This window comes from Myroides profundi, assembly GCF_000833025.1.
GTDB classification, from domain to species: Bacteria; Bacteroidota; Bacteroidia; order Flavobacteriales; family Flavobacteriaceae; genus Flavobacterium; species Flavobacterium profundi_A.
Genome location: NZ_CP010817.1, coordinates 2,303,402 through 2,329,371 on the forward strand (window position 1 = coordinate 2,303,402; position 25,970 = coordinate 2,329,371).

The window sequence follows — 25,970 nt, forward strand, 5'->3', positions numbered from 1 at the left end:
CATCTATAAGTTTATAAATATCTTCCTTCTCAGGAATACCCAGATAATCCGTCACAATACTAAAAAAGACTTAGTTATTAATTGGATTTATATTATCTACTTTTAGAGCTATAGTTACATTTTCTTGAACTTTATTTCCTATTGTTTTAAGTGTGGTCAAACTATTTGCTCGATTCTTCTTAGCAAATTTCACTAAATCTAACTTACCTAATCAAACTTAGGTCATTATATAAAATAATATGGTCAGAATTTATTTCGAACACTACTAGAGTTATTACTCCTTTTTTACCCCATTTTTATTCCATCTTGAAAACCAAAAAAGAATAAAAAAACCGCTTCAAGCGAAGCGGCTTAATTTTATGTAATTTCAAAATACCATTCTAAAAAGGAATTAAAATCTTCCCATTGTGGTTGTAATTTTCCATTTTGAAAGTCAATCAATTTTTGACCAAGTTCAAGTTCTAAGACTTCTCCTGTTTTACGATTATAGAAAAAACCTCCCTCTGCTTCAAAGCTATCCAACGGAATATACTCTTCGGGTAATTTTAGAACTTTATGGGCTGATTCTATACTATAATCCAAATCATCGGAATATATTTTAAACCAACAAACATTGTATAATTCATTACCACGCCCACTAAATGTAGGTCCATAAGTTGCTAAATTGAAATCGGCAAAAGTACTTTCTAAGGAAATATCTAAATCAATTAAAGCATTTATATATTCCTGCTTTTCTTCCTCTGTTAAAGAAATATATCCTTTTTGTCTAAATAACTCTTTTATTTTTTCTGACAACATATTTTAAAATTTTTAACCACAATTCATTCTTATTTTTGCTTCTTCTGCTCTCTGCATCCAATATACTTTCCTATCAGTTTTCCATAAATCACCGTGATCTACTGCATTTATAGGATGTTTATTTAGCAAATAAGGATGTAATGCTTGCCCCTATTTTCCCCCATTAAAGCGATAGATCAGCTTATTGCTATCGATAATATAGTATTGCCCTACTTCATCCCAGTGTACCCACAGTTTCTCTTGACGGTGATAATATGGCTCTAACGAATCTAGTTAAGGGATACTGATCTCGCTTCCATCAGATAGACGCAGCATATAATTATCTCCCATATCGTATAATCCCATATTATAGTTGTGATGGAAGTTATATTCTATAGGACTCCACACATGGATATCAATATAAAACCTAGCTAATTAAAACTAGGTCTTTAATAACTAAATTTTTTTTTAAGATAAAACCTTAATATTCATAATCTAATACACCTAAAAATTGAATATTATCTTTACCTTGTTTCTGATCATCGTATTTATAATTATAAATAGCTATTACAGAATTATATTGAGAATTACTAGTATCTCCAATCTTGTCAATAAATGATTCTGAATAAGATAACGGGGCTAATAATTCCTTTAAACTAATAATATTATTAGCACAATATGCTTCTTGAAAATCCTCGTCATAATACTCTATTTCAAAATCATCTATAAAATTTGATCTTGGTAAATCTTCTAGTTCAGAATATCTAAATTCAAGATATTCTTCTAATTTTTCCTCTGTAGTAAAATTAGCAAGCCAAATAGAAACTTTATTTTTCATATCAATGATGTTTTATTTTTAATCCATCTGGTAAAGCATCTGCTCCACCTTTTAGCCTATAATCTGCCCAATTATTTAGTCTTCTAATAAATGTTTTATAATCTAATGAAGTATCTATAATTTCCAAAATTTCATTATGAGCTTTTGTTGAACCCAATCCTCCGTGTTTTCCTATTGGATTAACAAATTTCACATCTTTAGTAAGTGTTCTTAAATCTCTTATCTTTTCAAATTTAACTCCCAAACTTTTAAATACATCTGCTCGAGAAACCATCAACCATTCATGTTTTTTACCAGGATATCTAAGTCTAGATTCTATTATATCACCTGCTCCTTTTTGTTTCCATAATTTATCAAAGTCAGAAGTAAACATATTGTTAAACCACTCTCCAAAATCTTTAATACTAGGAATGCCAAAATCATTTTTAGGTGCCAACCCCAGTACATCCAACCATCCATTCACATCCCCCACATATCCATATAGCACTATACCTCCCATAAGACCTATCGGATCTTGTGAGATATACATACCTATCTTAGGATCATAATACCTAAATCGGTTATACGCTAACTGAGTTTCCTTATCATAATACTGACCTTGATATAAAAACGGAACAAAGTCATTATTACCCTTAATACATCTAACATAGATATCGAGCTCACTATTCCACACTAGAATGCCATTCTTATCATAAGCATGCGTAGGAGTACCTATATAATACTAAAAAGGAGATTAATAAAAATTAACCTCCTCTTCTACGTACTATTTTGTATTTATACTTTCAAATTCTTTTTTTAAAACATTCAAAATAGAATCTTTATCAAGTATGTATTTTTCTTTTTTTAAACGATCTAACATTTGGGAAATAGCTAATACAAAATTTTCTTTTAAAAATACTTTCAAAGTTTCCTCATTCGATTCTTTTAAAAAATCATAAGTAATAGCAATCGTGTTAGCTATAATATTTTTTTTCTTCATAAAACGCATATTTGAACATCCTAGAGGGTCATTATACTTTATAATATCACCATCTATTCTACATTCAATATGAAGCTGTATATTAGGACTGATAACCATTTTATCTCCAAAATCATTTAGTATTTTAGATATATCTGATTCGTATGGTATGATTGGTCCCCCACCATACTTTGTAAAAATTGTTAATTTTGCCATTATTTTTTTTAATGTTTATGTTTCACTCCGTTTGCTTTTGATTTATCATAAATTTCTTGTGCCTGAGGACTCAATGTCTGTCCTTTCTTACTTCCAGCCCAATTTTCTTTATTATCTATACCTGGTACTATCTCTGCTAATTCTCTTTCAATATCCTTTATATTAACAATATTTCCAGCATCAAGAGGAATCAATTTACCTCCTCCTAATTCATCTAATGTATATCTACCAACTATATCATCAGTTTTCCCCCACTTTAAAAAGTTTCCATCTTTATCAATTTTAGCATATAGATAATTTGTTTTGGTAGAGGCATGTGAATTACCATGAATCTTATCTTTTATAGGCTTAGGTTGGGGATTAGGATTAGGCCCAAATTTCCCGTTTTTTCTTGGATATGGATTATATAGACCTAAAGGATCTATACCATTATTACTATCCCCCACATACCCATATAGCACCATACCTCCCATAAGACCTATAGGATCCTGGCTGATATACATACCCATCTTAAGATCATAATATCTAAAACGGTTATACGCTAACTGAGTCTCCTTATCATAATACTGACCTTGGTATAAAAATGGAATAAAGTCATTATTACCCTTAATACATCTACCATAGATATCCAGTTCACGATGCCAAACTTCCTTACCTTCCTTATCATAAGCATGCGTAGGAGTACCCAAGTAATCCGTTACAATACTGAAACTCTCCCCATCTACAATCTTACCACAAGGTACAAAAGAATTTACTTCATACAGCCAAGTAATAATATTTTCTGTAGATTCGTTAGCTTTAGATAGTTTACCTGCTTTGTTAACTACCATTGGTAGAGGGTACATTTCTCTATGTTTCCACTCATGTAGTGGTACATTACCGTCCCACACCCATCTAGTAGTCTCTCCTTTTGAAGTCTTAGCAATACGTCTTCCTAACGGATCGTAGTAAAACTTCACCTGATTTCCCATTGGACTGATTACCTCTTGTAGCATTCCACTAACTGACCAGAGGTACTGATAACCAATACCACTACCTGAAAGCTTGATCTTAAATCGATCTTGTATTTCCTTTTTGTCCACTACACGCGGATGCTCTGTCTTTTTAAATTCCTTAAAGACAAGGTTCCCTTTTGCATCGTAATAATAGTAGTGCAATTCATCTTTAAGTAGTTTACCACCTTTATCATACACTCTATCATCCTGTTTAGCACTTTCATAGAGATTACCTACCGCATCAGGAGTCTTATAGACTGTTTTAAGCTCATTAGATGTAGTATAACTACCACTAACTAAGTTGTCCCACTGATCGTACTTAAAATCAACTCTATGTCGAGTGAGATCACTTACAATAGACTGCAACTGATTTGTTCTATTCCATTTGTAGCGATCGCTTACTTTCATTACTCCATTTACCGCAACACCTCGTCTGATCACTCTGCCATAATTGTCTCGCTCAGTCTCTACCTTAACACCTCCGCTAAGGTCTCGTTGTATCTCTAAACCTTGTTTATCATAAGAAAACTTCGCTTGCCAAGTTTGACTATCCATCTGCATCACCCAACCATACTCATTATAACCCATAGACACATCTGCACCTAAGTTACTCTCTAACTTAGTTAAATTGCCTTTTGAATCATAGGTTTTACACACCTCATACTTATCTTGGTGTTCTTTAATAACTCTTCCGAGTTTATCTCTTGTCAGCTTTAAAGTAGTATGCTCATTTATTGCAGCCATTAAAAGACCATCCTTATCATACTGATACCCACTATAGCTTCCATCACTGTGCTCTTCTCTGAGTAGATTACCACTATCACTGTACGTATAGTTACTCCAAGTCTTATCAGGGTAAATTACTTTAGTTACACGTCCTGCTAAATCCCTTTCATACTTGCGAATCTGCCCATCAAAGCCTTGCTCTTCTACAACATTACCAACTGGGTCTAATTCAAAACGGTAATACTCCCTTTTTTCATTGCTGATATCCTTTAATTGAAGTTCGGTGTTATAAGTAAAATTTACTCGTCTTCCATTTTGCACTCGAGAAAGCAAAACTCCTAAACTACCATAATCAAATGATATAGCATGAGTGTCATCCTTAGCTTGAATTATATTATAAGAACTATCATACTCAAACTCATGAATATTACCACTCGCCTCTTCTAGTTTAATTACATTATTTGCCTTATCGTACTTATAATGTGTTAAATTACCCTTTACATCACGCTCTACCGACACATTACCTCTTGTATCATATTGCCATTGGGCAAAAGTTTGATTAGGGTAAGTCAATTGTGTTAATTGATGATGTGAATCATAGAATAAATTCCAACTATTATCTGATTGATCAATAATTTGAGTTAAGTATTTATCTGAATAATAATATTTTTGTATCTGATCCTTTCCTACTTGTTTTTTTATTACTCGATCAAGATCATCATACTCTAATTTTATTTCTTTTTTACCAGGGGTGTTTATACTTATTAGGTTCTGTTTTCTATCAAAAACATATTGTGCTGAATCTCCATTTGCATCACTTATTTTAATTAAGTTTCCATAGTGATCATACTCATATTTTTCACTTATACCTTGAGGATCTACAACAACTTCTAATTCCTGATTTGCATTATAGTGCTGATGAGTAATGCCTCCTTTTTCATCTATAATCTTATAGATTAAATTGCGCTTATCATAATAATAATGTGTTGTATATCCTAACCCGTTAGTTGTAATAGTAAGACCTGGTTTATATTCTGTACGATAATTAAGTACTCCACCATCTCCATAGGTATGTACACACTTATACGCTCCTTCTATCTTCTGATACTTCCAATAATAATTTTGTCCTGTTTGATTTGTTAGTTGAACAAGCAAATCATTCTCATATTTAAAGTGTTTCTCTGCCCCAGCAACATCCTTAATATAAACTAATTGTTGTTTATCGTCATAGGTGTATTCTATCCAAGTTATTGTTTCATTGGGATAAATACTGTAGAGTTTAGTAATAAGCCCTCTATCATCTGTATCTACTTCGATGTAGCGCTCAGTACTATCTTTAATGCGTTTAAGATTGCCCTTTCCATGATATTCAAGAACAATTGAAAACCCTTCTTGACTCTCTATACTAGATAACATTTGATATTCTTCTCTATTTTTTGGCCCTAAAAAACGATATCTTAACTTAGCATTATCCTGAATATAATATCCCTTATCATCTTTATAAATCCACATTTTTTCTGTGCGATTATAAAAACAATCATTATCACTTACTTTTGGCATAGCTATTTCTCTTCCGTCTGAAAGACGAACAGAGAAGTATTCTCCCATGTCATATAATCCCATATTGTAACTATGATGAAAATTATATCCTATAGGTCCCCATGTATGGGCATCGCTATAATAGGTACGCTCCCAGACAAATGGAATAGCCCCTGAGAGTTCTACATCAATATTAGTACTAGTCACCCGGCCTGTAACAGCATCAACTGGTTCACCAAATGAACGACATTTAATCCATTGTAAAATATTACCTAAAAAAGGATTTTTTTTCTTTATAAAATCAACGAAATTTTGAAAGACATCTCCTACTTTTTTCCAAAGTTTTCCAACTCCTTTTAACCCTAAACTAATACCTAATTGAAATAAATCAATAGTTGGGGGACCTCCTACTAATACAGGTTTTCCTGAAGATGTTATAATACTTAACATTGAGGTTGGAGCCATTAATGAAGTCTTGGCCTTAACTGCCTTCTTTGCTCTAAAAGGCGCTGGAATTCCAATTAAGTTACAAGAAAGTGCCGGATGAAACCTTGTACTACAAGGAGTACCATCGGCTATAACTGTACTACTTCCCATAAACATCTCTGAACTAGCCATAGGAGCTACAAGAGGAAATGGTACATGAGCTATTATTGCAGGTAAATGTTGTATACTACTTCCTGCATTGGCAATCCATCTATCATGTACTTTCACTGAAGGAGCCATCCCTTTAACTAATGTCTTGGCAATTGTAACTAATGTACCATCTGAATCAGTTGGAGCTGGTACTACAGAAGAAATACCCGCCATAACAGCAGACATAATATCATAGACCATCCCGACATGAGGAACAGGACACAACGGTGAAGGTGGCCAAATAGTTGTATGGGCATCTATTCCTATGGCTAAATCATAAAATTTAGCAACATCTTGTCCAGGCATTGAAGGAAATACACTAGATGCTAATTTTGATTGTAATTGATCTAGTTTTGATTTTGCCTCACTAAAAAGTGTACCAAACGCCCTTTCTCCTGTGGGAGATGAAGCTAATTTACCTACTAATTCCATATCTATAGCAATTTTCTTTTTTTAAAACAATGTCTTTTTCATTTTCAACTCTGACGTCTGTGCATGTGAATAAGCAAGAATCTCTTGCCAATTCTCACCTAACCACTCTTGCAATTGAGATTCCAATATTGCTACAGATTCTTTATCTTTTATCTTTTTACATAAATAATGTGCCATATGAGCCGCATGAATGTAAGTAGATTGTACTCTTAACTCGGGTTCTAAATAAGCTCCAGAGGCTAATGATAAAAGCATATAATCTAGAGCTGTATTTTGATTGTTTAACTCATATTCCAAATGCCCAATCATTCTATAGCTTTCCATTAAATAATATATATCTCCTCTGTCTAAAGCAATTTGATTTAACTCTTGATAGGCCTCTATGGCTTGTTTTTTTTCCTTTTTACCATGTAATAATGCTGCTTTTAATAACATACATGACTTCCATATTGGATATCCAAAAGATTCGTTATTATCCATTGCTTGCTTTGATAAGTCTAAAGCTTTTGTTATATATAGTTCACTTTCCTTTACATTTTGTACTTGATAACTTGCCTGACTAGCAATTAAATATCCAGATGTACTAGCATTTAAGGTCCCTATTTCATCAGAAATAGATAATAACTTTTTAATTTCTTTACTAGTTAGAGACTTATCTTTTTGGGTAGTACTCTCCATAGTGTCTATGATTTGCTTTTGAAAACGCCCTTCTATATCTACTGTACTATTACTGGTAGCTCCTTTATACATATCGTTTTTCACCGCATTAAGCATATCTAAACTCGGATGTAAAATTTGATATATCTCCCTATCCTTTGCACTGGTAGAAATTTCAATCTTACTATTTTGAGCCATATCCATGGTAACTAATCTAATCCCTTTAGGGACAGTTAAGATTATCTTATTAAAAAAAGAAGACATATTTGATATACTATAGATATCATAAGGAAAATAAACACAAAAATTCTTTACATCTGCATGATCTACAAATGTTTCTTTAAAACGTATTAATTCTGACCATAAATCTTCAATAGTAGCTGTATTATTTTCTTTAACTATAAACTGCTGTTTTAAAAGCTTACTTTTATCTAGTGCTTCTATTAAATCATATTTAGATTCAGTAGGCCTTATAAACCAAGAAACAAACTCATTGTATAACTCCTGAATATATTCTTTATGATCACCTTGGTGTCTTATATTAAACTTAAAAAATAAATCCTCAAAAACTCCAATAGGTGATTGCTCTACTTCCATAAAATTATGTACAATCTCTACATCAGCATATTCAACTCTCCAAATAGCTAACCTCCAAGATTCGTTTTTATCAATCTCAGACCAAACATCTCTAACCTTATAAAATTCTTGTATAATAGAGGCATTTTTATTTATCATATTCTTAAGAGTTTATTTTAACTATACCTCCATCAATTACAGCCTCTGCACTTGCATCTAATTTATAATTATCGGCTGTAACACCTATTTCTTTACTTTTTGATTCAATACTATCACTAGTAGCCATCATTAAAGTTTTTCCTCCAATTTGAACAGCATTTCCTTCTGCCGTAAATAATTGAGTGGCAGCTCCACTAGTTTGAAGAACATATTCACTACCATTGACAATAAATTTTGCTGTTTGCATAACAATAGTATCTCCAGACATAATTATACTTGACTTCCCATTTGAAAAAGAAATTGTCTCTTGCGCAATGCCACTAATAGTATTTGTTCCATCAATTACTAAAAAGTTTTTATCACTCTTATCCTTTAATGTAATAGCTCCAGAATCATCAAACATTAAAGTATGTCCACTTTTAGTACTTATACTCTTTACATTATTACCTGATCCTCCTCCAGCACCTGTTTGCCCATGAAAAAGTCCTCCCATAACATAAGGTCTATCAGGGTGCTGACCGATAAATCCAACCATAACCTGATCCCCTACCTCTGGAATGGCCATAAATCCACGATTAGATCCAACCTTGTCACTACTTCCTGCATCAGGAGTCATCACACGGATAAACTCTGAATTTAAATTTGAGTTTTGCCAATCAAATCGAACCTGTACACGTCCCTTATTTTGAGGATCTGTATTGCTTACCACTGTAGCTACTTGCTGCTCTACAAGAGGATTCTGGTAACCTATACGAGGTATAAATCCAGTCTCTGCATCTACAGCCTCAAAACGTCCTTTATAATTACCTAGGGTATCCACCCCATGAATTACACTAGTGATCATTAGTTTTGTAAAATAATTACTTTGTTTATCCTCTGAATTAACCATGCTAAGCTCCACAATACATCCTGGGTATAAAAATGGTACTGTTGTCACACCAGAGGTTACAAATACATTCATACCTATACTTCCTATTACTCCTTTTTGAGCTTGAGTAATATCTTGATTAGTCGAGGCCTTTAAAGAAGCTTGTTGAAGTGAAGGTGCTGTAAAAATACCTTCAGATTTTTGGTAAGCGGCCTTTGCTAAAGTCCCTTTAGGTTGAAGCTTTGTATCACCTGCAGCACTTAGTTTTTCATTGTTTAAACTATTATAACCATAAAGTTGTCTATTAACATGTTGAGCCATCATACGCACTTGTATGTTCTCTATATCTCTTCCATAGACTAATTGAATTGGTTCTTCTCCCGGGGGAAGATCTCCAAAATACAAGGTCTGTCCATCGTAATAAAACTGCTCGCCATAGGCCTCTGCCATACGGGCTAGAAAATTATAATGCGTCTCGTTATATTGACAGGTATAAGAAAGGTTATAATTTTTAGAAGATTTAATAACAAAATTATATTTCCCCCCTTGCGTATAGCCTTGCTCTAGAATTTGATTAACCACAGTATTTAATGGAACAGGGCTACTTCCTCCAAAACTTTGAATATGTGGAGCGGCATCTAAAAGTATAGTTGGACTATAACCTCTTAGAGTTATATAACCTCTGCTTCCATGAGCCTGTTCAAAACTAACCTCTGTAATTACTCCAACAAAATCTCTCTCTGGTTTTTCCTTTATATTTTTAAAGTTAATCATCACTAGGATGCGCTTACCTAAAAGCTCTTGAGCTTTCTCCATTTGATAGGTTTCCTGCTCTCCTAATGCGTCGTGACTCAAAGACAATACAAACTCATGATGTCCTTTAAGTGTTTGATTTAACTGAAAATTTCTAAAGTTTTTAAGCTCAGTTCCTTCAACTACAATCTTTAAATCAACCAAATGATTAACCCCAAAGATGGTGTGATCTGAAATTGCTTGAGCATTACTTACCTGTGCTTGATCTGTTGAAATTGTACTGTTTTGACTTAAATTCTCTTTAGCCGGAGCTAAAGTGCTTTTTATTTGATTAGCTTGACCTTTATAGGCTACTGCCTTACTAGCCAAATCATTTGTAGCCTTATAAGTCTCTGTGGCATAACTGGTGATCTGTTTTGCTTTGGCCATTTGCTCAGCAGCACGCTCTTCCATACCAGCCACTAAATTTTGAGCATGACTAAGAGCCTTATTTTCTACTATATTTTCTATATTTTGTGTAGCATTTTCAATTAGAGATTCTTGTGATTGCTCATTAATAATCCCTCTACTTTTATCTGGAACACCTTTAAAATTCTCTTTCATAGCAATATTTTTCTTTTTCCTTAATTAAATAATAAAATAGTTGGGGCCTTATTTTTAAAAAGCAGGTATACTATTTAAAAATAAACCCAGAGAAAGTATTAAGCCAATAAACAAAGCGATTTCATAAAGTAAGTATACCTTAATAGAACTGTCTTGTAGAATTAGATTAATACTTAATCTGGGTTATATAAAAACAGAGTCTAAAACTCTACTTTACTTTAATTATGCTCCTGGCCAAGTTCCTTGGTAAACTGAGTTTCCATAATCGATTTGTTCTGCACTAACAACAAAAGTAACATACATACTATTTGAGTTAATTGCATCAAAATCTACATGGTGTTGGATTACATATCCATTTGACCATTTTAAAGTAATTAGAGTTCCCTCTTCGTGAGATTTATTAAATGTAACCTCACCTGTTGTTGGTTTGTATTTACCATTAAGTAAACTCTCTAAGATATCTGATTTATCTGTAGCTTCAACTGTAATAGTAATAAGTGCATTAGAAGGATCTGATGCTACACGTCCAGATACGTCTACTGTACGAGATACACCATACTTTAGGTTTAACACTTTCTGCGCCTCACCGCCATTGAATTTTAACACTGCTCTTGAATTGTTCTGTGCCATAACTTAATTTTATTTAATTATTATTTGATTCAAACATATATACTATTTTTTCCACTCAAAAAAATTTTGATAACATTTTGAAAAAATAGGGGGATTTTACTGTAAAAGAAATGTTAAAATATACTATTTAAGTATAATATCACTTTCTAATAGCCATTTGTAATCTATTCTATGGTGTCTTGTTATAATCTTTTTGTCTTTATTTACTTGTAAAAAAACATATACAGAATCTTTACCTTTTTGATTAAAACTTAAGAGTTTATCACTATAGAAATAAAAACTTGCGTTTGTTGTGTCTTTTGACTTTTGTTTTGCATTATAATCCTTTTGATCTTTAATAGTCTTTGCATTATAAACCTTATACAAATAAAACTCTTTTAAGGACCTATCTTTTGAAGAGATATCAACCAAAACAACTTTGTTTGAAACAACTACCTTATCGCTAAGTTCAATTGTCTTTTCTAAAGACATTTCTGTGGTTGACTCCTGTTTTGTTTGCTCTGGAAATAAATTAACTTTATAGTACTTAGAGGAAGTCTGCTCATTTATAGCATCAGTTTTCTTACAGCTAGTAAAACTGCCAATAACTATTAAACCCACAAGTAATTCTTTAAAGCCAATACGCAGACTACTCATAAAAACAAATATTAACTTTCTTGTTAAACAATACTATTAAGGCTCTTTAAAACCATATTTTCTTTTAGAAGGTAAACCAGTAGCTTTAATAAAAAACTACTGGTTATTTACCTTAATTATTCTTGCACGTATTCAGCCTCCCAATCATTTCCATCATCTCCCTTGTGCCCATCTAGTTTAATAACAAAACTCTTAGCTGGGAAATATGGAGTTAAACGAATATCAAGCCAAACGCGATCTTTTTGATTTCTATCTTGTTCAAAACGAACAATTTTGAATTTCTCAATTAATTTATCTGCTCCTTTGATTCCATCTAAAAACATAACGATTTGTCTTCTTAAATCATCCTCATTTTTAGCATTCCAATTCTCAAAAGCTCTTCTGTTTAAGAAGTCTAATAATACTTTAGTTACATAATCAAACACACGAACAACAGAATAAGTTTGAAGTCCAATGTTATCACCACTAAATAAAGTCTTAGCCGAGAATGCCATAATTTTACCATACTCATTTACCATTGGTACAAGACCCATTTTTTCAAGTTGAGAAATCTCACTCTTTTTAAGCTCAAATTTAACGGCATCTACCTCGTTAATTCCTCCGTGTTTTTTTCCTGCTGCTACTTGAGACATCAATGTTTTGTGAATCTTTCCAGTTAAAGAAGTTGAAGGCGCTATAAATACATCTTCTTCCTCTCCTACCTCTTGTGCCTTACCACGACCAACTAGCCAGTTACACGTCATAATAACATTACTCTTGTGTACCTCACCTCCTGTTAGGTTTGCTGAATGGAATAAATCAACAACATCATCTGGTTTATCTAAATTGGCAAAGTCAGTTACAAGCATAACCTTGTTCTCATTACATATCTTAGCCCATTTATCAACTACTTTATTAGATCCCATATACCCAGGAATAGACAATAATGAATAATTGTCTCTTAAATCTAAACGATCGTAGTAAAGTTTAAATTCCTCAGCAATATGATCGATAAATATTGGATTATCTAAATCTGTGATCTGTTCCATAGTAGCATTGATAACATGAACGTTATCAACCTTGTCTAGTTCTGTGTTTTTATAGAACTGAGCCATTGTACGATAAGAAACTTCCAACTCACGAGATTGATCTAAAGAGTTTTTTAAATTACTCTTTAAACTACTAACAGCTTGAGCAGACTTTTGTTTACATACATCGATAAGCTGATCTGCCGATTGATCAGACTCTAAAAGTTCTAACCAAAGATTAATGTTTTTAAGCAAATCTGCACGCTCGTCTTTTTTACTTGAATCTGTTAAGAAAATCTGTTTACGCGCTTTTCTCTCAGGGTTCATATTTGCCATTCCATCAACAACAGTCTCAACAAATCCAAATCCTCCTAATTTTTCTAATGCAACACTTTTTTGTTGTTTACCTGCTACCTTGTGTTGCTCTTGTATAGCCTTTGTATCTTGATCTAACTTTGCCATTATTCAATTTTTTTATATTATTTTTCTAATTCTTTTGCAATAGCTCTTAAAGTATCTGCAAACTCTTGTTTAGCCTCTTTGTCTTCAAACATTTTACGAAGAACTTTATTTACTCTAAGTTGTCTAACAATCTTATTGTACTGCTCCTCGTCTAGTTTTAATCCTTTTAAAAACTCTGAATTTTCAACCATATTTTTAGGAGTGAAATCACCTAAGTTTTTAAAGGCAAACTCTTCTTTTACAGTTTGACCATCATGAGTCTGATGCTCAACTTCTATACTTGGCGAGTAATAGTTAAACACATCTTCTACCGTTTTTAACCCCGTTACGATCTCTGGGCTAATAGCCTCATCAGTGGTTAATTGTGCCACTAATAAACTTTTGTTTCCTTGAATCTCTTGGATTGCATCGTTAGCGTCTACTTTAACTTCGTTACCGCCAACACCATAATTAAACACTGCCATTTTCTTCTTTTTATTTAAATGATTAATATTATTTTCTTCTATTTTTATTTCTGATACATTCTTGTTTGTTTTCTGGGCACACACATCAGCTTGTTTGTTTCTTGTTGTCTTGAGTTTTAATTCATTCCAAGCATTATTTCTAGAGACAATCACTGAACTCACTGGCTGGCTAATAGACTTAACTACCTTTTTAAACTTATCATAAAAACTCATACTACTTTATTTTTAGTCCAATACACTCCAACCGCGATTAGTTTTAGCCACAGGAGTTACATCGAGTTCATTAACAATGATATTTTCTTTGCGCTGACCGATATAATCAAGCTCACTTAATTTTAAAAATATCTTCTCTAGACTAACCAAAAGAAGTTGTACTTCTTTTAAATGCGCTCCACAATCAGTATGTTGATAATTAATCTCTGCCACGGCAGATAACTGATTTAAAAAAGTATGAGGAGCCACTTCACTCCATTCACTCACATAGTTTAACATCTCTTCTAATTCTAGTGAAGAAATAGACTGAGTTGTATTGTATAGATGAATTGAGAGTTGAGAAAAGCATTCAATAAGATATATGGGAGCCACATGAGGTATTACATTTCTAAATTGGAAATAAATATTACCTATATGGTTAACCAGTGCATGACAAAGTAGTTTTACATTAAATGCAAGCTTTGTGTTTTGACTAGTATTTATATTTTTTTGAATAATTCTAATAGCATATTGTTGAAGTATGGCCATGGTCTTTGCCACACTATTGTAATAATTTAAAAGCAGTGGATGACTCAGCACACTTGTACAAGGTGGAATAAAACTTGTATCGGCTTGAATACTATTTCCTTGAACTGTTGCCTTACCTATTATAATGTAATTTCCTCCACTAGTGGCAGCACCAGAATCAAAAGAAGACACAGGCATTAACTCAATGTGATAACTTGGTTTTGTAAATGGATGTCTAGGTGGAGTTTCTTCCAAATCAACATCTCCATGAGGTATTTTATCAAAGGGATTAACCGATATAATTAAATAGTAATCTTCCTTTTGCTCTTGTAGTTCCTCAGATGCCTGAGGAGCTAAAGACTTTAAATTGGTTGAAAAATTTGAAAGTTCAATTCTAAAACCAGCTGGAGTTACAGCGCTACACTGCTTAATTACAAGCTGTACATCTCCTGTTAAGGTATTAAACACCTCAAAAATTCCTTTATCCTGACTCTTATCAGAGATAGGTAATAATCCGTAATTGAAATTATTGATATACAAAGAACTCACATCACGTAAACTATCTAGAGTAAAATTGGTGTGCGCGTCAAAGTGTCTTTGCGAAATCTTCATACCATCAACCCAGTTGACAGCATTATGTTTTATTGGATTTATCATAGCAATTATTATATTTCTTGTTTGAATTCAGCAACTCTTTTACAAACAATTACATCATTTTCTTTTATATTATTCTCAGCAATATCAAGATCAAAATCAATATACCTTCTAAAATGAAATATGGATTTTTTTACATAAAACACCCATGAATAAGAATCTCCATTTAAATTATATAACTCTATCATAGAGGTACCATTCTTATAATTATAGTCATCTAAAACCTTGTGAAACCAATCTCCAAAACTCACGCCAGAGGAAAGAGTCTTTGCCTTAATTCTAAACCTATTTCCATCTGTTACATTCTTTGTTAGTTCTATATTGATAACCATAAGCTTATTAAAATCAATCCCTTCAAAGTCAACTGCTTGTTTGTTTTTTTCATACGTCCAAGTTTTATAAATACTAAAAGGAATATTTAAAAACTCTATATAGGTATAATAAAACAAAAGAGGAATAATATACACAATCACACTTGTTGCCGAGATATAAGCATATCCTTTAAATGGACTTAACCAATCAAAAATATAAGCAAATAGCCATGCTCCAAACACCATACAAATAAGAGTTATTACTACCTCAAAAGTTATTGTTAACCACTTGGCTGTATCCTTGTTTTGAAATCTTTTCAAAAGTTGGTTTACATTAAAAATACCCAGTAGTAAATAGATAATACTTGCAATTATATACCAATAAGGATTAAAACTATTACCTGAGAATCCTAAAAAACCAGGCAAAGCCAATACAAGCCCACTGATAAGTGTGTAGAGTATTACAACTTTAGGTTTTATAAATGATAATTTCTTTTTAAGAAATACTACTATTAAAACAAGCACTATTATTATAGTGGGTAAAAGCAAGTGCTTTAAAAAAAAGGCTTTTACTAATTCTATATCCATAACTGTTTCTTTTTTAAATCATAGATAGGTTGAATACCCCAATAAACTATTGTTGTTATTGTCTATCTTAAATGAATTTTCGTTTCTATTTGTTATAAACTCCTGCTTAACTGTAACTGTAACTGGTAAACAGTAATCGTATATAACATCTAATAATTGTCTTAGTGGACTACCGTTTAAATACAAGTGTAAATCTTCATATTTAATTGGACCGAATGAGAATTTCCAATTTCTCTCTCCATCAAAGTGATCCCCTGTAAGCACACTAGACAATCCTAATCTTATCTCAGATAACACTAATTCTGAGGATAGTTCATCTAGCTCTGAAATTTTATTTGGCGTAAAACTTACCTTAACTGGTATGTTTAAAAATGAACTTAAACATTTCTCTATCCAAGATTTCTTTCCTCTAGCGGAATGAAAATAAGGTAGCAGACAAGCAAAAATTTTAGCACTCTTTAAATCCAATGACTTTAATAAAGGCCAAAGTTGCTCGATCATATTTAAAAACTCACTTTTATCAGCAATAACATCAAAACTATCACTAAGCTCTAAAGCCTTTAAATGACTAAAATAGATTTCTAATTCAAAGGGTTGAAAAAACTCTCTTGCCTTTTTCTCAATTCTTTTCTCATACCTTATTTGTTCAACTACTTCAGTTATATTCTGACCTTTTCCCTTAAGTGATGGTGGATGAAAAACTCCCTCTGGCATATAATCATAGATTCCTTCTCTATAACTCTCAACACTAATTATTTTTTCATTTAAATCAATATATTCCTCTTTTATAGCTTTTAAGTCTTTATGAAAACTTCTATTATTACTACCTAGTTTTTTTAAAAAAACATAATCTACCTCCTTATAGTATTTCCAGATATTATAAGCAATAACTTCTGCCTTATAATCGGTACTTAGGTTATTGTAGTCTTTAATATTTAGCTTATCAAACTCCTTCATACTCTTACGCTTTAATAGAAGTATCCGATTTAAAACTCACCACATACTCAATCCCATCAATTGCTCTGCTGACAATTTGTTTTTTTAAACTATGAGCATAACTAATCCAATACTGACTACTTAATTCCTCATAATCACTTACAACTATTTCAATATTCACAGTACGAATAAAACCTTCTTTTGGTTTATCGCTAACTATTGTTCCCTTTGAAACGTTAACCCCTTTACACTGCTGTTTTAAGACCATTTTACAATAGTTTTTAATATCTTCTTTTGAAATAATCTTATCTCTAGTAGTTAAGGCATATTTATATGCTTGAATAGCATCTGTTCCTGTTTTTTCACGCTCACCTCCTTGAGTATTACTAAGAAGTAAAATATGTCTATTAACATTGGTGTAAACCTTATTTTGCTGAGTAAGCTCTGTTGCTTTTCTAATATTGTTGGCAAGAGCACAATGAGTGATCCAATATGTCGCATTTAGATATTCTGTATTGGCCAGTGGCTCTACAATAACATAATTCACATCACTTGGCACGATACCATTTACTGATTTTACTTTTTGATCTAAGGCTCTCATCTGGAAAATCATATTTTTTAAAGCCTCCATTACCTTATCTCTTTCAACAATACCAAAAGCAGAGACTTCATCTCTGGTTAATTCTATCACATTAGTGATAAGATCAATAGCATTGCGCTCACTAAAGCGTTCCATCCCTCCTTTTCTTAACGTATACAAACCTTGTCTTAAACTATTGTTTTCAGAAAAAGGAATCTCGCTGTATTCTCTAGCATGACTATCCACTACCTTGTTTGTATACAAAAACTCCTCTCCCACACTAGTCATTAAAGGAATATTATTTCCCATAATATCTAAACTAGATTCATTGTGTTTCCATCCTCTGTTTAAAACAGGAAAAGCATTTAAATGAAAGGTAAATCCTTCTAAAATTTCTTTAGAATACTGAGCAGGAAAATCAATTTGAATCCAAAGTAGATTATTGTTTTTTAAAATCTCTTTGGCCCCCTGTTGTTGTTTTAAAAACTCTAATTCTTTAGGTAAGACAGCAAGTTGTAAATCAGCTACTTTATCCTTTAAACCACTAATTTCAATAAACTTACTAGAATAAATATTCTTTATATTTTCCTCAATTCTATGCTCAATAGAATAACTATCAAACATTTCTTCATATCCGTTTTTAATTTCTTTATCAGGATAAGTTAACCCCTCTTTTATCTTAAGTACCTCGCCCTTTACTCTCATTGAGGAAAAAGGAAGTAGCTTATAGACAAACTCTAAATTCTCATAAGTGGGATTATCACAATAAAGACTTAAATACTCTGGGGTATGCTCTAGATCATACTCACTAAAATCAATAGCCAAAAACATAGTGTTATGCCCAATTGAACTACTGAGTTTTACCTCAGGAACGCTGTTGTAGAATCGATCATATTTCCAAATAGTATCTCCAATTAACATAAAGCTAACCTTAAGTTTATAAAGGTTTATATTATCAATAGCTGTAAAAGGAATATCTATTTGAATATCCGAGGCTGACTTTACATTAGATGTAAAGAGCTTTTTGGTAAAGAATTCTTGATGATTTAAAAGCACCTCTTTAGACTCCTCTGCCTCTATAATTGCAATAGCATGAGAAGGCCTTGGATAAGTATATATACTAGGAGTTAATAAACGCGCCATCTTTTCTAAGATACCTGCTTTGATGTCCTCTATATCGTTGTTTACTTTAAAAATCTCCGTACTAAAGGCATCTACTAATAAGGTCACAAAAGGGTCTAAAGCATTAGGGTTATTAACCCCCCAAAGCTTAGCTGCATTTTGAAGAATCCTAGATTTGATTACTTCTTTGGAATAATTATTTAATATCTTTTTCATAGCAATATTTTTTTTAATCCACCGACATTGGGCTGAGATAGATATGGGTAGAAAAAGTAAATAGTTCACCTATATCAGTAAGCACTGCATTTACACCTATTTTGGCCTTTTTTCTAATCTCCACAAAATCTTTAGTTCCATAATTATGCTCCACATACTCCATATGCACTTGAATCTTAGGAAAGATAATCCTTGGTTCATATTTTTTAATTTGATCCAGTAAACTCTCCTCAAAGACTCTCTCCCACTCCACTAGAGTAACTGCATTGTCAAACTCTAAGTCCCAAACTGCATTTCCATAATCAGGATTAAATCTATTTTCACCTTTGCGAGTAAGAACCAGTAGCATCACATTTTGAGCAATACTCTCAGCCAAACTACACGTTGGTAAACTAGCACCTTCACTCATGGCTAGTTCAGGATTAAAGGGAAACTTATAAAATGTATTTTGCATACTTAGTTTTAAATTAATTCACTTTAAAAACCACCTCTTTATCTTTTATATCTACAAGAACCTTTTGTCCTGGCAGTAATTTTTCCCTTACAATCATCTTTGAAATAGGTCGGGCTATCTCTTGGCGAATCACCCCTGAGATTTGTCTGGCTCCATACTGGCTATTAAACCCAGAAACAGCTAATTCTGTTTTTGCATTATCAGTAATTTCAAAACCAATATTTAATCGATCAAAAGCCTTAATAAGTCCTTTTAATTGAATAGAGAATATCTGTTTTGCCATTGTTTCTGTAATAGGAGCAAATGGGACTATCTCAGTAATACGAGCTAAAAACTCAGGTCTAAAATTACCTGTCATCAGCTCCATAAGTTCTTTAGATGAAGGTATTTTTTCTTGATTAAAAGACTCTATAATATGTTTACTACCAATATTTGAGGTAAACAATATCAGAGCATTGCTAAAATCTCCTTCTTTTCCAAGTTTATCATGAATTTTCCCTTCATCCATTATCTGCAAAAACACATCAAAAACAGATTGGTGAGCTTTTTCAATCTCATCAAATAAAACCACAGCATACGGTTGTTGTCTTATTTTATTAACAAGCATCCCCCCTTCTTCATATCCAACATATCCTGGAGGTGCTCCGTATAAAAGTGCTGCAGAATGCTCTTCTTTAAACTCTGACATATCAAAGCGAATCATCGCTTTTTCATCATTAAATAAAAGTTCAGCTATTGATTTTGCCAGTTCTGTTTTTCCTGTTCCTGTTGGTCCTAAAAAAAAGAAAGAGCCTATAGGTTGTCCTGGTTTATTAAGCCCACTTCTACTCTCTACTATGGCGTCAGAGAGTACCTTTAAAGCATGATTTTGTCCAATCACTCTATTTTGTAAAAGCTCTTCCATGTTAAGTAACTTCTCTTTCTCTTTGGCCTGTATCTTACCTAAAGGAATACCTGTTTTAGCAGCCATAACAGCGGCTAATTCCATATGAGATACTCTACTTACTTTCTGTTTTGAAGCCTGTACTAACTCCTTGTAGATATCAGTGATAATGCAATCAAGTTTTTCACTTGAAAAACTATTATCAAGTTCGGGTTGATTTTTTAACATTCCCCATAAAATAGGGCTTATCATATTTTGTAATTGGCCATAAAGCCATATCATCTCAGAGGATTTAGTAGTATCATCTACAAAATCTTTATCTAAACTAGTTTGATAAAACAACCTCCACGATTCAAGCTCTGATTCAGATAATTCATCAAGCATACCAATAGCTGCCATGGTTCTATCTAATAAATCAAATGCTGTATCAGGTAGTTTCTTATCTTTAGAATACCTTTTAGCTAAAGAAACACATGTAGGTAAGGCATCTAAATCAACTCTTATATTATGATGTGATTCATATTTACCAATTACACTTTCTAACATTTTCACGCAAGTCTGATCATCTGGTTCCATAACTTCTAAGACCTCAAATCGTCTATTAAAAGCTAGTTCTGGTTCAATGATTTTACGATACTCTTCAAAAGTAGTAGTACCTATTACTGTAATTTCTCCTCTTGCTAAATCAGGTTTTAGTAAATTAGCCACTCCTGCCATATTACCTTTACTATCTAGTAAAGAATGTATCTCGTCTATAAATAAAATAGTTTTACCAAGTTGTTTACTCTCAGTTAAGATCTTTTTTAATCGATCTTCTATTTCTCCTTTATAACTAGTACCGGCAACAAGTAGACTTAAATCAATCTGGAATAAATTACAATTCTTTAATAAAAAAGGAACTTCTTGTAGACTCAGCTGTTTTGCAAAACCTTCAATCAAGGCAGTCTTTCCCACCCCTGGTTCTCCAACTAAAATAACATTGGGTTTTGATCGTCTTCCTAAAATCTCAACAAGAGTCCTAGTTTCTTTTTCTCTTCCTAGGATTCTATCAAACTCTCCATCAATTGCTTTGTTGGTTAAATCTATACAGTAATTTGTAATTGCTGTTAGTTTTAAAGGTTGATCATTCTCCCCTTTATAATTAGCATCAATTACATCTTTGCTTTCAAAAAGGCGCATATTTTCTCTAGATTGACATGCTCCAAATACCTCAGACTCACGTAAGGGTAAAGATTTTAATTGCTCTGAAGAAAAAACAGAATTCGGCTTTACAATACTAGCTAACAAACATAAAGGAGTAACCTCTAAAAGACCTAATTTCATTCTTACATCTTCTGCATTCTCCCACATCTGTTTTAATTCAACATCCTCTTTTACTTCTTCAGGAAGTTGTGTAGTCTTGGGATAATCCTCTATACGCACCTCTGCCCATTCATAAAAATAAGAAGGGTCCTTATCGATGCTAAATAAAAAATCCTGTAGATCAATATTCTTATGCATTAAAGCCTGTAATACATGTGAGGCTGAATATTTAGGATTGTAATTTTCTCTAGCTATGGATTTTGCAATATGAATCACTTCTTGAACTGATTCATTTGATAATAATACACTCATATTTTCAATGGATTTTTTTCATTAAGGCATTCCTTTTTTCACTCTTTCGATATACTCTTTAGAATTACCTTGCAATACATCTTTATTTTCTTGACCAGCTTTTATTTTTTCAAGTTCAACTGGAAGTATATCAAAACTATTGTCATACTCTTTACTGGTTGAATAATCCAATACAGGTAAATACTTATAACTTAACCAGTAAAAACTTGTTCCATGATGATTAAACATCACTTCTTTATTTCCTTTATCTGCTACAATTTTATCTGCATAATCCTTAAAGCTTCTAAAGTAATGTTGTAGCATAATAGGATTCATAATTTTTTTACGCTTCCATTTATTAAGTTTCATACTTGACAGGCTATCTGCCTGGGGTAAATACAATCCCGTGCTTTGAAACAAACCAATATGCATTGGATTTTCTCGCAAGAAACTTCTTGATACTCCCTTATGTAATAAACTCTTGTCTCTAACCACAGACATATACCTACGTATTAAACGTCTGTTTGTTAAAGTATTATTTCTAAAAACATTCGCATAAATACTTAAATAGTAGTTTCTGATTTGTTCTAATTCAAAATCATCTAACAAAACGCCATATTCAATATTTTGATAATCATTACTATCTTGTTTTTTTAGTTTCCCTTTTACAATAAACGAGTAATCTTTATCTATTAATGGCATTGCAATATCAGTAGAGACATATGTTTTGTCTTGTTTATACCATGGTAAATACTCTGATTTAACCTTAGTATGAGATACTCCTATAGGACTCTTAAAGAAATTAGTTAGTGTACTATCAATATTTTGATTGTCTAAAACAATATCAGAAAGTGTTTTCTCGATAACATTTTGTAGTAAAATTGGTCTATTCTCCTCGCCTTTTCTAGGAAAAACAATAGCCCCTTGATTCATACTGTTATTAGGATAATCAAGTCTATAAATACCCATCTCTCCTTGAGAAAGATCAAACTGATTTGTTTGTAATACATCCTCGTGATTAACTAATTTTTGTTTTTTATTCTTAGAAACCTCTTTAGAAGACTCCATTATCACGCGCTCCCCAAATAAAACAAAATCATTGTAATTGTCATTTCTATTGGCTTTAAGCTGATAAAAAACAACTCTACTGTTTATCCTTGCTAGATTATTTATTAAAGCACTTTGATTTAGTTTATCTTTCTGATCTAGTGTATTACCTAGAACTACAACCAGATTAGTCTGATCTAAATTTGATATAAGCATATGATTAACATCATTTATAGCCTCGGATAAGCTAAGATTAGATGTTGCTCTAGTATTTGAGAAAAAGCGCTTATCTAAGGCATTAGAAAGCTCATTATAATCTCTTGACAAATTCACATACTCTTTTTGATATTCCCTATCAACATTATAGTAAGTGGCTGAAAAAGTTACTTGATCAAAATAGTCTTGTTTTGACATTTGCAGTTCAAAATCCTGTACAACAGATCTTAAAGCAGCTAAACTGCTAAAGTTTTCTCTTGACCCATCAATTACAAACACAAGGTTTAACTTTCGGTTATTGGCTAGAATCTCGCGATAAGCATTATAATAAATCGCCCTACCTAAAACATTATATACTTTGTTCTCTCTATAGTCAAGTACATTATCTAAATACCTAATTTCAAAATCATTATCCCGTTTAACATACCCCAAAGCATTAATATGTCCAAGGTCATTTACCTCTGTAACTTTTGATGAGTTAATCACTGAGTTAAAACTAGTTCCTTCTGGACTTTCTACTCCTAATTGAATTTTATTATCTTCTTTAGTTGGTTTTATTTTAAACCCTGTTCGCTCCCCCCAGAGAGAAAGTATCTTAGTGTCAATCCATCCATATAATTTACTATCTGGCTGGTCAACTTCTAAAATAGACACTCCTCCAATTAATGCATTTTTACTATCATCACTAAATTTGTAGATATAGACAATATCATTAATAGGTAGTTTTATATCTGCCTTATTAATTAAACTTGGTTCTTTATAGATTAAAACAGAATCATTTTGAATATATTTTTGGCTTTTTTCAATAACATCCTTATCATTTATAGCTAAGATTCCTTTGAGTCTAAATCCATTAACTTCATTTTTTAAAGATTCATTCCATAGAAGTAAATCATCTTTATGAAGCCAACCATAACCTTTTAAAAGCCCTTTATCTATTTTATTCTCAACAATACTTCCTGGTTCGTATTTAGCCACTTTATACATGTCCCCTTTTTTGCGTAAAACAATAAATGGTTCTATAAAATTTGCTTTTTTATCAGCTTGATCAAAGTTCTTTGTTGGGTAGACAACCGCTTTTTCCTTATCTGCAAAAACAATCCAAGGTTTTGAGTACTTAGGAAACCCCGATAAAAGTAAATTATCTTCATACTTAAAAATAATACTTGAAGAAGGTGTTTTTTTAACTGGTACTTTTTTAATACCACAACTTGTTACTGAGACTGCACCAATTAAAACCAGACCAATAACTTTACTATTAAACTTATAATTCATCTTCTTTTATTTAGATTGTACTACATTTACCTTTGTTACACAATTAACAGCCTCATCAAATCCAACTTTTACAGATTGAATCACAACGTTTTTATCAAACTTTAATCCCATGCAGTAATAATAAAATGAATTGACTTTACTTGTATTCACACTTACACTTGCATTCTCATTTTGACATAAATATTTATTGACCAAATAATTGTAGTGTTGATTAAAGGAAGCGCCGTTTGCTATTTGTTGTAAATGGTACTTAAAATCATCATCCACAGCCTTATATACATCCTCTACATCTAACTCATCGTTCATATTTTTAAATGAAGGATGAACCTTTATACGATGAATCACAGGATAAGCTGTATCATCTGTGTACAAGAAAACCTCGTAATCACCTGGTTCTTGATAGGCATAAATAACTAAGGGTTCCTTGGCATCAATATTTCCAGTCTCCCCAAACTTCCAACTATACATACTAGCCTTTTCTGTCACTGCTCTAAAAACAATATTTTCATATTGCATGGCCTGACTTGGAGCTTCTATCTGCGTAAAATAATCTCCATAATTCTGTTGTTGTTTTTGTTTTACCTCTACTGAAAAAGTCTTAGTATACTTATTGTTTACTGTAAATGAAACCTGATAAAAACCAGGTTGTTTATAAATATGATATCCCTTTTCATTTAATGATAAATCTCCATCTCCAAACTCCCATTTCTTTATGGCTCTAATACTTGTGTTATCCTCAAAATGCAAAGTATCTCCAACATGTAATACCGCAGGATACACCTTACTATCTAAATCAGAAATACTATAAAAAAACTTCTTTTGAATAAAATAGATAACCAGTGAAAGAATAACTAAAACACTACCAACTATTAAAATAACTTTACCTTTATTTTTTTCTATATAACTCATAACTCTTATCTTGCTAGTAATGCATTTCTTCTTTGAACCAGTTGTTGTTCTTTATCCTTAAAACCAATTGAACACTCCTCGAATTGTTTACGAAACAACTTGATATTTTCAGACTTTTTAGCAACAATCTTTTTATCCTCAAAATACATTTTATAGAAATAACCAATCTGAATATATGCTTCCTTGCGAGGATCGTAAATGGGAACATTAGCAAAAGAATTAGCAACCTCATTAATACTGTTAGTTATATCATTCTCCACAAAAGGTTGAGGAGTTTCAAAACTTAAAATACTAATCTTATTAAAGGTTGATTCAAGTAAAGGTTCTACAATATGCTGCTGTTCAATAAACTTATATTTTTGTTCTAACATTTGTATCTCTAAAACAGTGTGGTTTGAAAAAGGAGAATTAAAACCTCTTAAAAAAACAATTCCTAATAAAATTAAAGAAACAACAAGCATTGCAACTAAATAAAAGAACTGATATCTTCTTTCTGTTTTTGATAAAGACTGATATTTATTTTGTGTCATAACT

General features: G+C 32.1%; 20 protein-coding genes. All 20 read right to left on the bottom strand.

Annotation, left to right across the window (positions count from 1 at the left end):
* Positions 1–357: 357 nt before the first annotated feature.
* Positions 358–798 carry a hypothetical protein gene (locus MPR_RS10190; protein ID WP_041892252.1) on the bottom strand — a complete coding sequence of 147 codons (441 nt, stop codon included), beginning with the start codon at positions 796–798 and terminating at the stop codon, positions 358–360.
* 460 nt (positions 799–1,258) lie between these two features.
* A complete protein-coding gene (locus tag MPR_RS10195; protein ID WP_041892254.1) occupies positions 1,259–1,615 on the bottom strand; it encodes an immunity 22 family protein in 357 nt (118 codons plus the stop codon).
* 1 nt (position 1,616) lies between these two features.
* Positions 1,617–2,288: an RHS repeat domain-containing protein gene (locus MPR_RS19010; protein ID WP_052472701.1), complete on the bottom strand. Its 672-nt coding sequence runs from the start codon at positions 2,286–2,288 to the stop codon at positions 1,617–1,619.
* Between the two features lie 90 nt (positions 2,289–2,378).
* Positions 2,379–2,789 (bottom strand): hypothetical protein, encoded by a 411-nt coding sequence (locus MPR_RS10205; protein ID WP_041892258.1) that lies wholly within the window; start codon positions 2,787–2,789, stop codon positions 2,379–2,381.
* An 8-nt stretch (positions 2,790–2,797) separates the two neighbouring features.
* On the bottom strand, positions 2,798–7,117 hold the full coding sequence (locus MPR_RS10210) for an RHS repeat-associated core domain-containing protein (protein WP_041892261.1): 4,320 nt from the start codon (positions 7,115–7,117) through the stop codon (positions 2,798–2,800).
* A 21-nt stretch (positions 7,118–7,138) separates the two neighbouring features.
* A complete protein-coding gene (locus tag MPR_RS10215) occupies positions 7,139–8,509 on the bottom strand; it encodes a hypothetical protein (protein ID WP_052472703.1) in 1,371 nt (456 codons plus the stop codon).
* A gap of 4 nt (positions 8,510–8,513) precedes the next feature.
* Complete coding sequence (locus MPR_RS10220; protein WP_235280426.1) at positions 8,514–10,733, bottom strand: type VI secretion system Vgr family protein; 2,220 nt, start codon at positions 10,731–10,733, stop codon at positions 8,514–8,516.
* A gap of 222 nt (positions 10,734–10,955) precedes the next feature.
* On the bottom strand, positions 10,956–11,363 hold the full coding sequence (gene tssD, locus MPR_RS10225) for a type VI secretion system tube protein TssD (protein ID WP_041892264.1): 408 nt from the start codon (positions 11,361–11,363) through the stop codon (positions 10,956–10,958).
* A gap of 123 nt (positions 11,364–11,486) precedes the next feature.
* The gene (locus MPR_RS10230; RefSeq protein ID WP_041892267.1) at positions 11,487–11,999 is read right to left on the bottom strand and encodes a hypothetical protein; all 513 of its coding nucleotides are present in this window, start codon (positions 11,997–11,999) and stop codon (positions 11,487–11,489) included.
* Positions 12,000–12,115: 116 nt separating this feature from the next.
* Entirely contained in the window at positions 12,116–13,468 is a 1,353-nt protein-coding gene (locus MPR_RS10235) for a DUF5458 family protein (RefSeq protein WP_041892271.1), read from the bottom strand.
* A 17-nt stretch (positions 13,469–13,485) separates the two neighbouring features.
* Positions 13,486–14,145, bottom strand: a complete 660-nt coding sequence (locus MPR_RS10240) for a hypothetical protein (RefSeq protein ID WP_041892273.1) — start codon at positions 14,143–14,145, stop codon at positions 13,486–13,488.
* A 12-nt stretch (positions 14,146–14,157) separates the two neighbouring features.
* The gene (locus MPR_RS10245; protein WP_041892276.1) at positions 14,158–15,309 is read right to left on the bottom strand and encodes a hypothetical protein; all 1,152 of its coding nucleotides are present in this window, start codon (positions 15,307–15,309) and stop codon (positions 14,158–14,160) included.
* Positions 15,310–15,317: 8 nt separating this feature from the next.
* On the bottom strand, positions 15,318–16,205 hold the full coding sequence (locus tag MPR_RS10250; RefSeq protein WP_041892279.1) for a TssN family type VI secretion system protein: 888 nt from the start codon (positions 16,203–16,205) through the stop codon (positions 15,318–15,320).
* An 18-nt stretch (positions 16,206–16,223) separates the two neighbouring features.
* Positions 16,224–17,162 (bottom strand): hypothetical protein, encoded by a 939-nt coding sequence (locus MPR_RS10255; RefSeq protein ID WP_041892282.1) that lies wholly within the window; start codon positions 17,160–17,162, stop codon positions 16,224–16,226.
* 4 nt (positions 17,163–17,166) lie between these two features.
* Entirely contained in the window at positions 17,167–19,059 is a 1,893-nt protein-coding gene (locus MPR_RS10260; protein ID WP_041892284.1) for a type VI secretion system baseplate subunit TssF, read from the bottom strand.
* Between the two features lie 13 nt (positions 19,060–19,072).
* Positions 19,073–19,513, bottom strand: a complete 441-nt coding sequence (locus MPR_RS10265) for a GPW/gp25 family protein (protein WP_041892287.1) — start codon at positions 19,511–19,513, stop codon at positions 19,073–19,075.
* Positions 19,514–19,526: 13 nt separating this feature from the next.
* Positions 19,527–22,010, bottom strand: a complete 2,484-nt coding sequence (locus MPR_RS10270) for an ATP-dependent Clp protease ATP-binding subunit (RefSeq protein ID WP_041892289.1) — start codon at positions 22,008–22,010, stop codon at positions 19,527–19,529.
* 21 nt (positions 22,011–22,031) lie between these two features.
* Positions 22,032–24,527: a type VI secretion system protein TssR domain-containing protein gene (gene tssR / locus MPR_RS10275; RefSeq protein ID WP_052472705.1), complete on the bottom strand. Its 2,496-nt coding sequence runs from the start codon at positions 24,525–24,527 to the stop codon at positions 22,032–22,034.
* Between the two features lie 6 nt (positions 24,528–24,533).
* Positions 24,534–25,436: a PKD domain-containing protein gene (locus MPR_RS10280; RefSeq protein ID WP_041892290.1), complete on the bottom strand. Its 903-nt coding sequence runs from the start codon at positions 25,434–25,436 to the stop codon at positions 24,534–24,536.
* A 5-nt stretch (positions 25,437–25,441) separates the two neighbouring features.
* Positions 25,442–25,966: a type VI secretion system transmembrane protein TssO gene (locus MPR_RS10285; RefSeq protein WP_041892292.1), complete on the bottom strand. Its 525-nt coding sequence runs from the start codon at positions 25,964–25,966 to the stop codon at positions 25,442–25,444.
* Between the last annotated feature and the right edge of the window lie 4 nt (positions 25,967–25,970).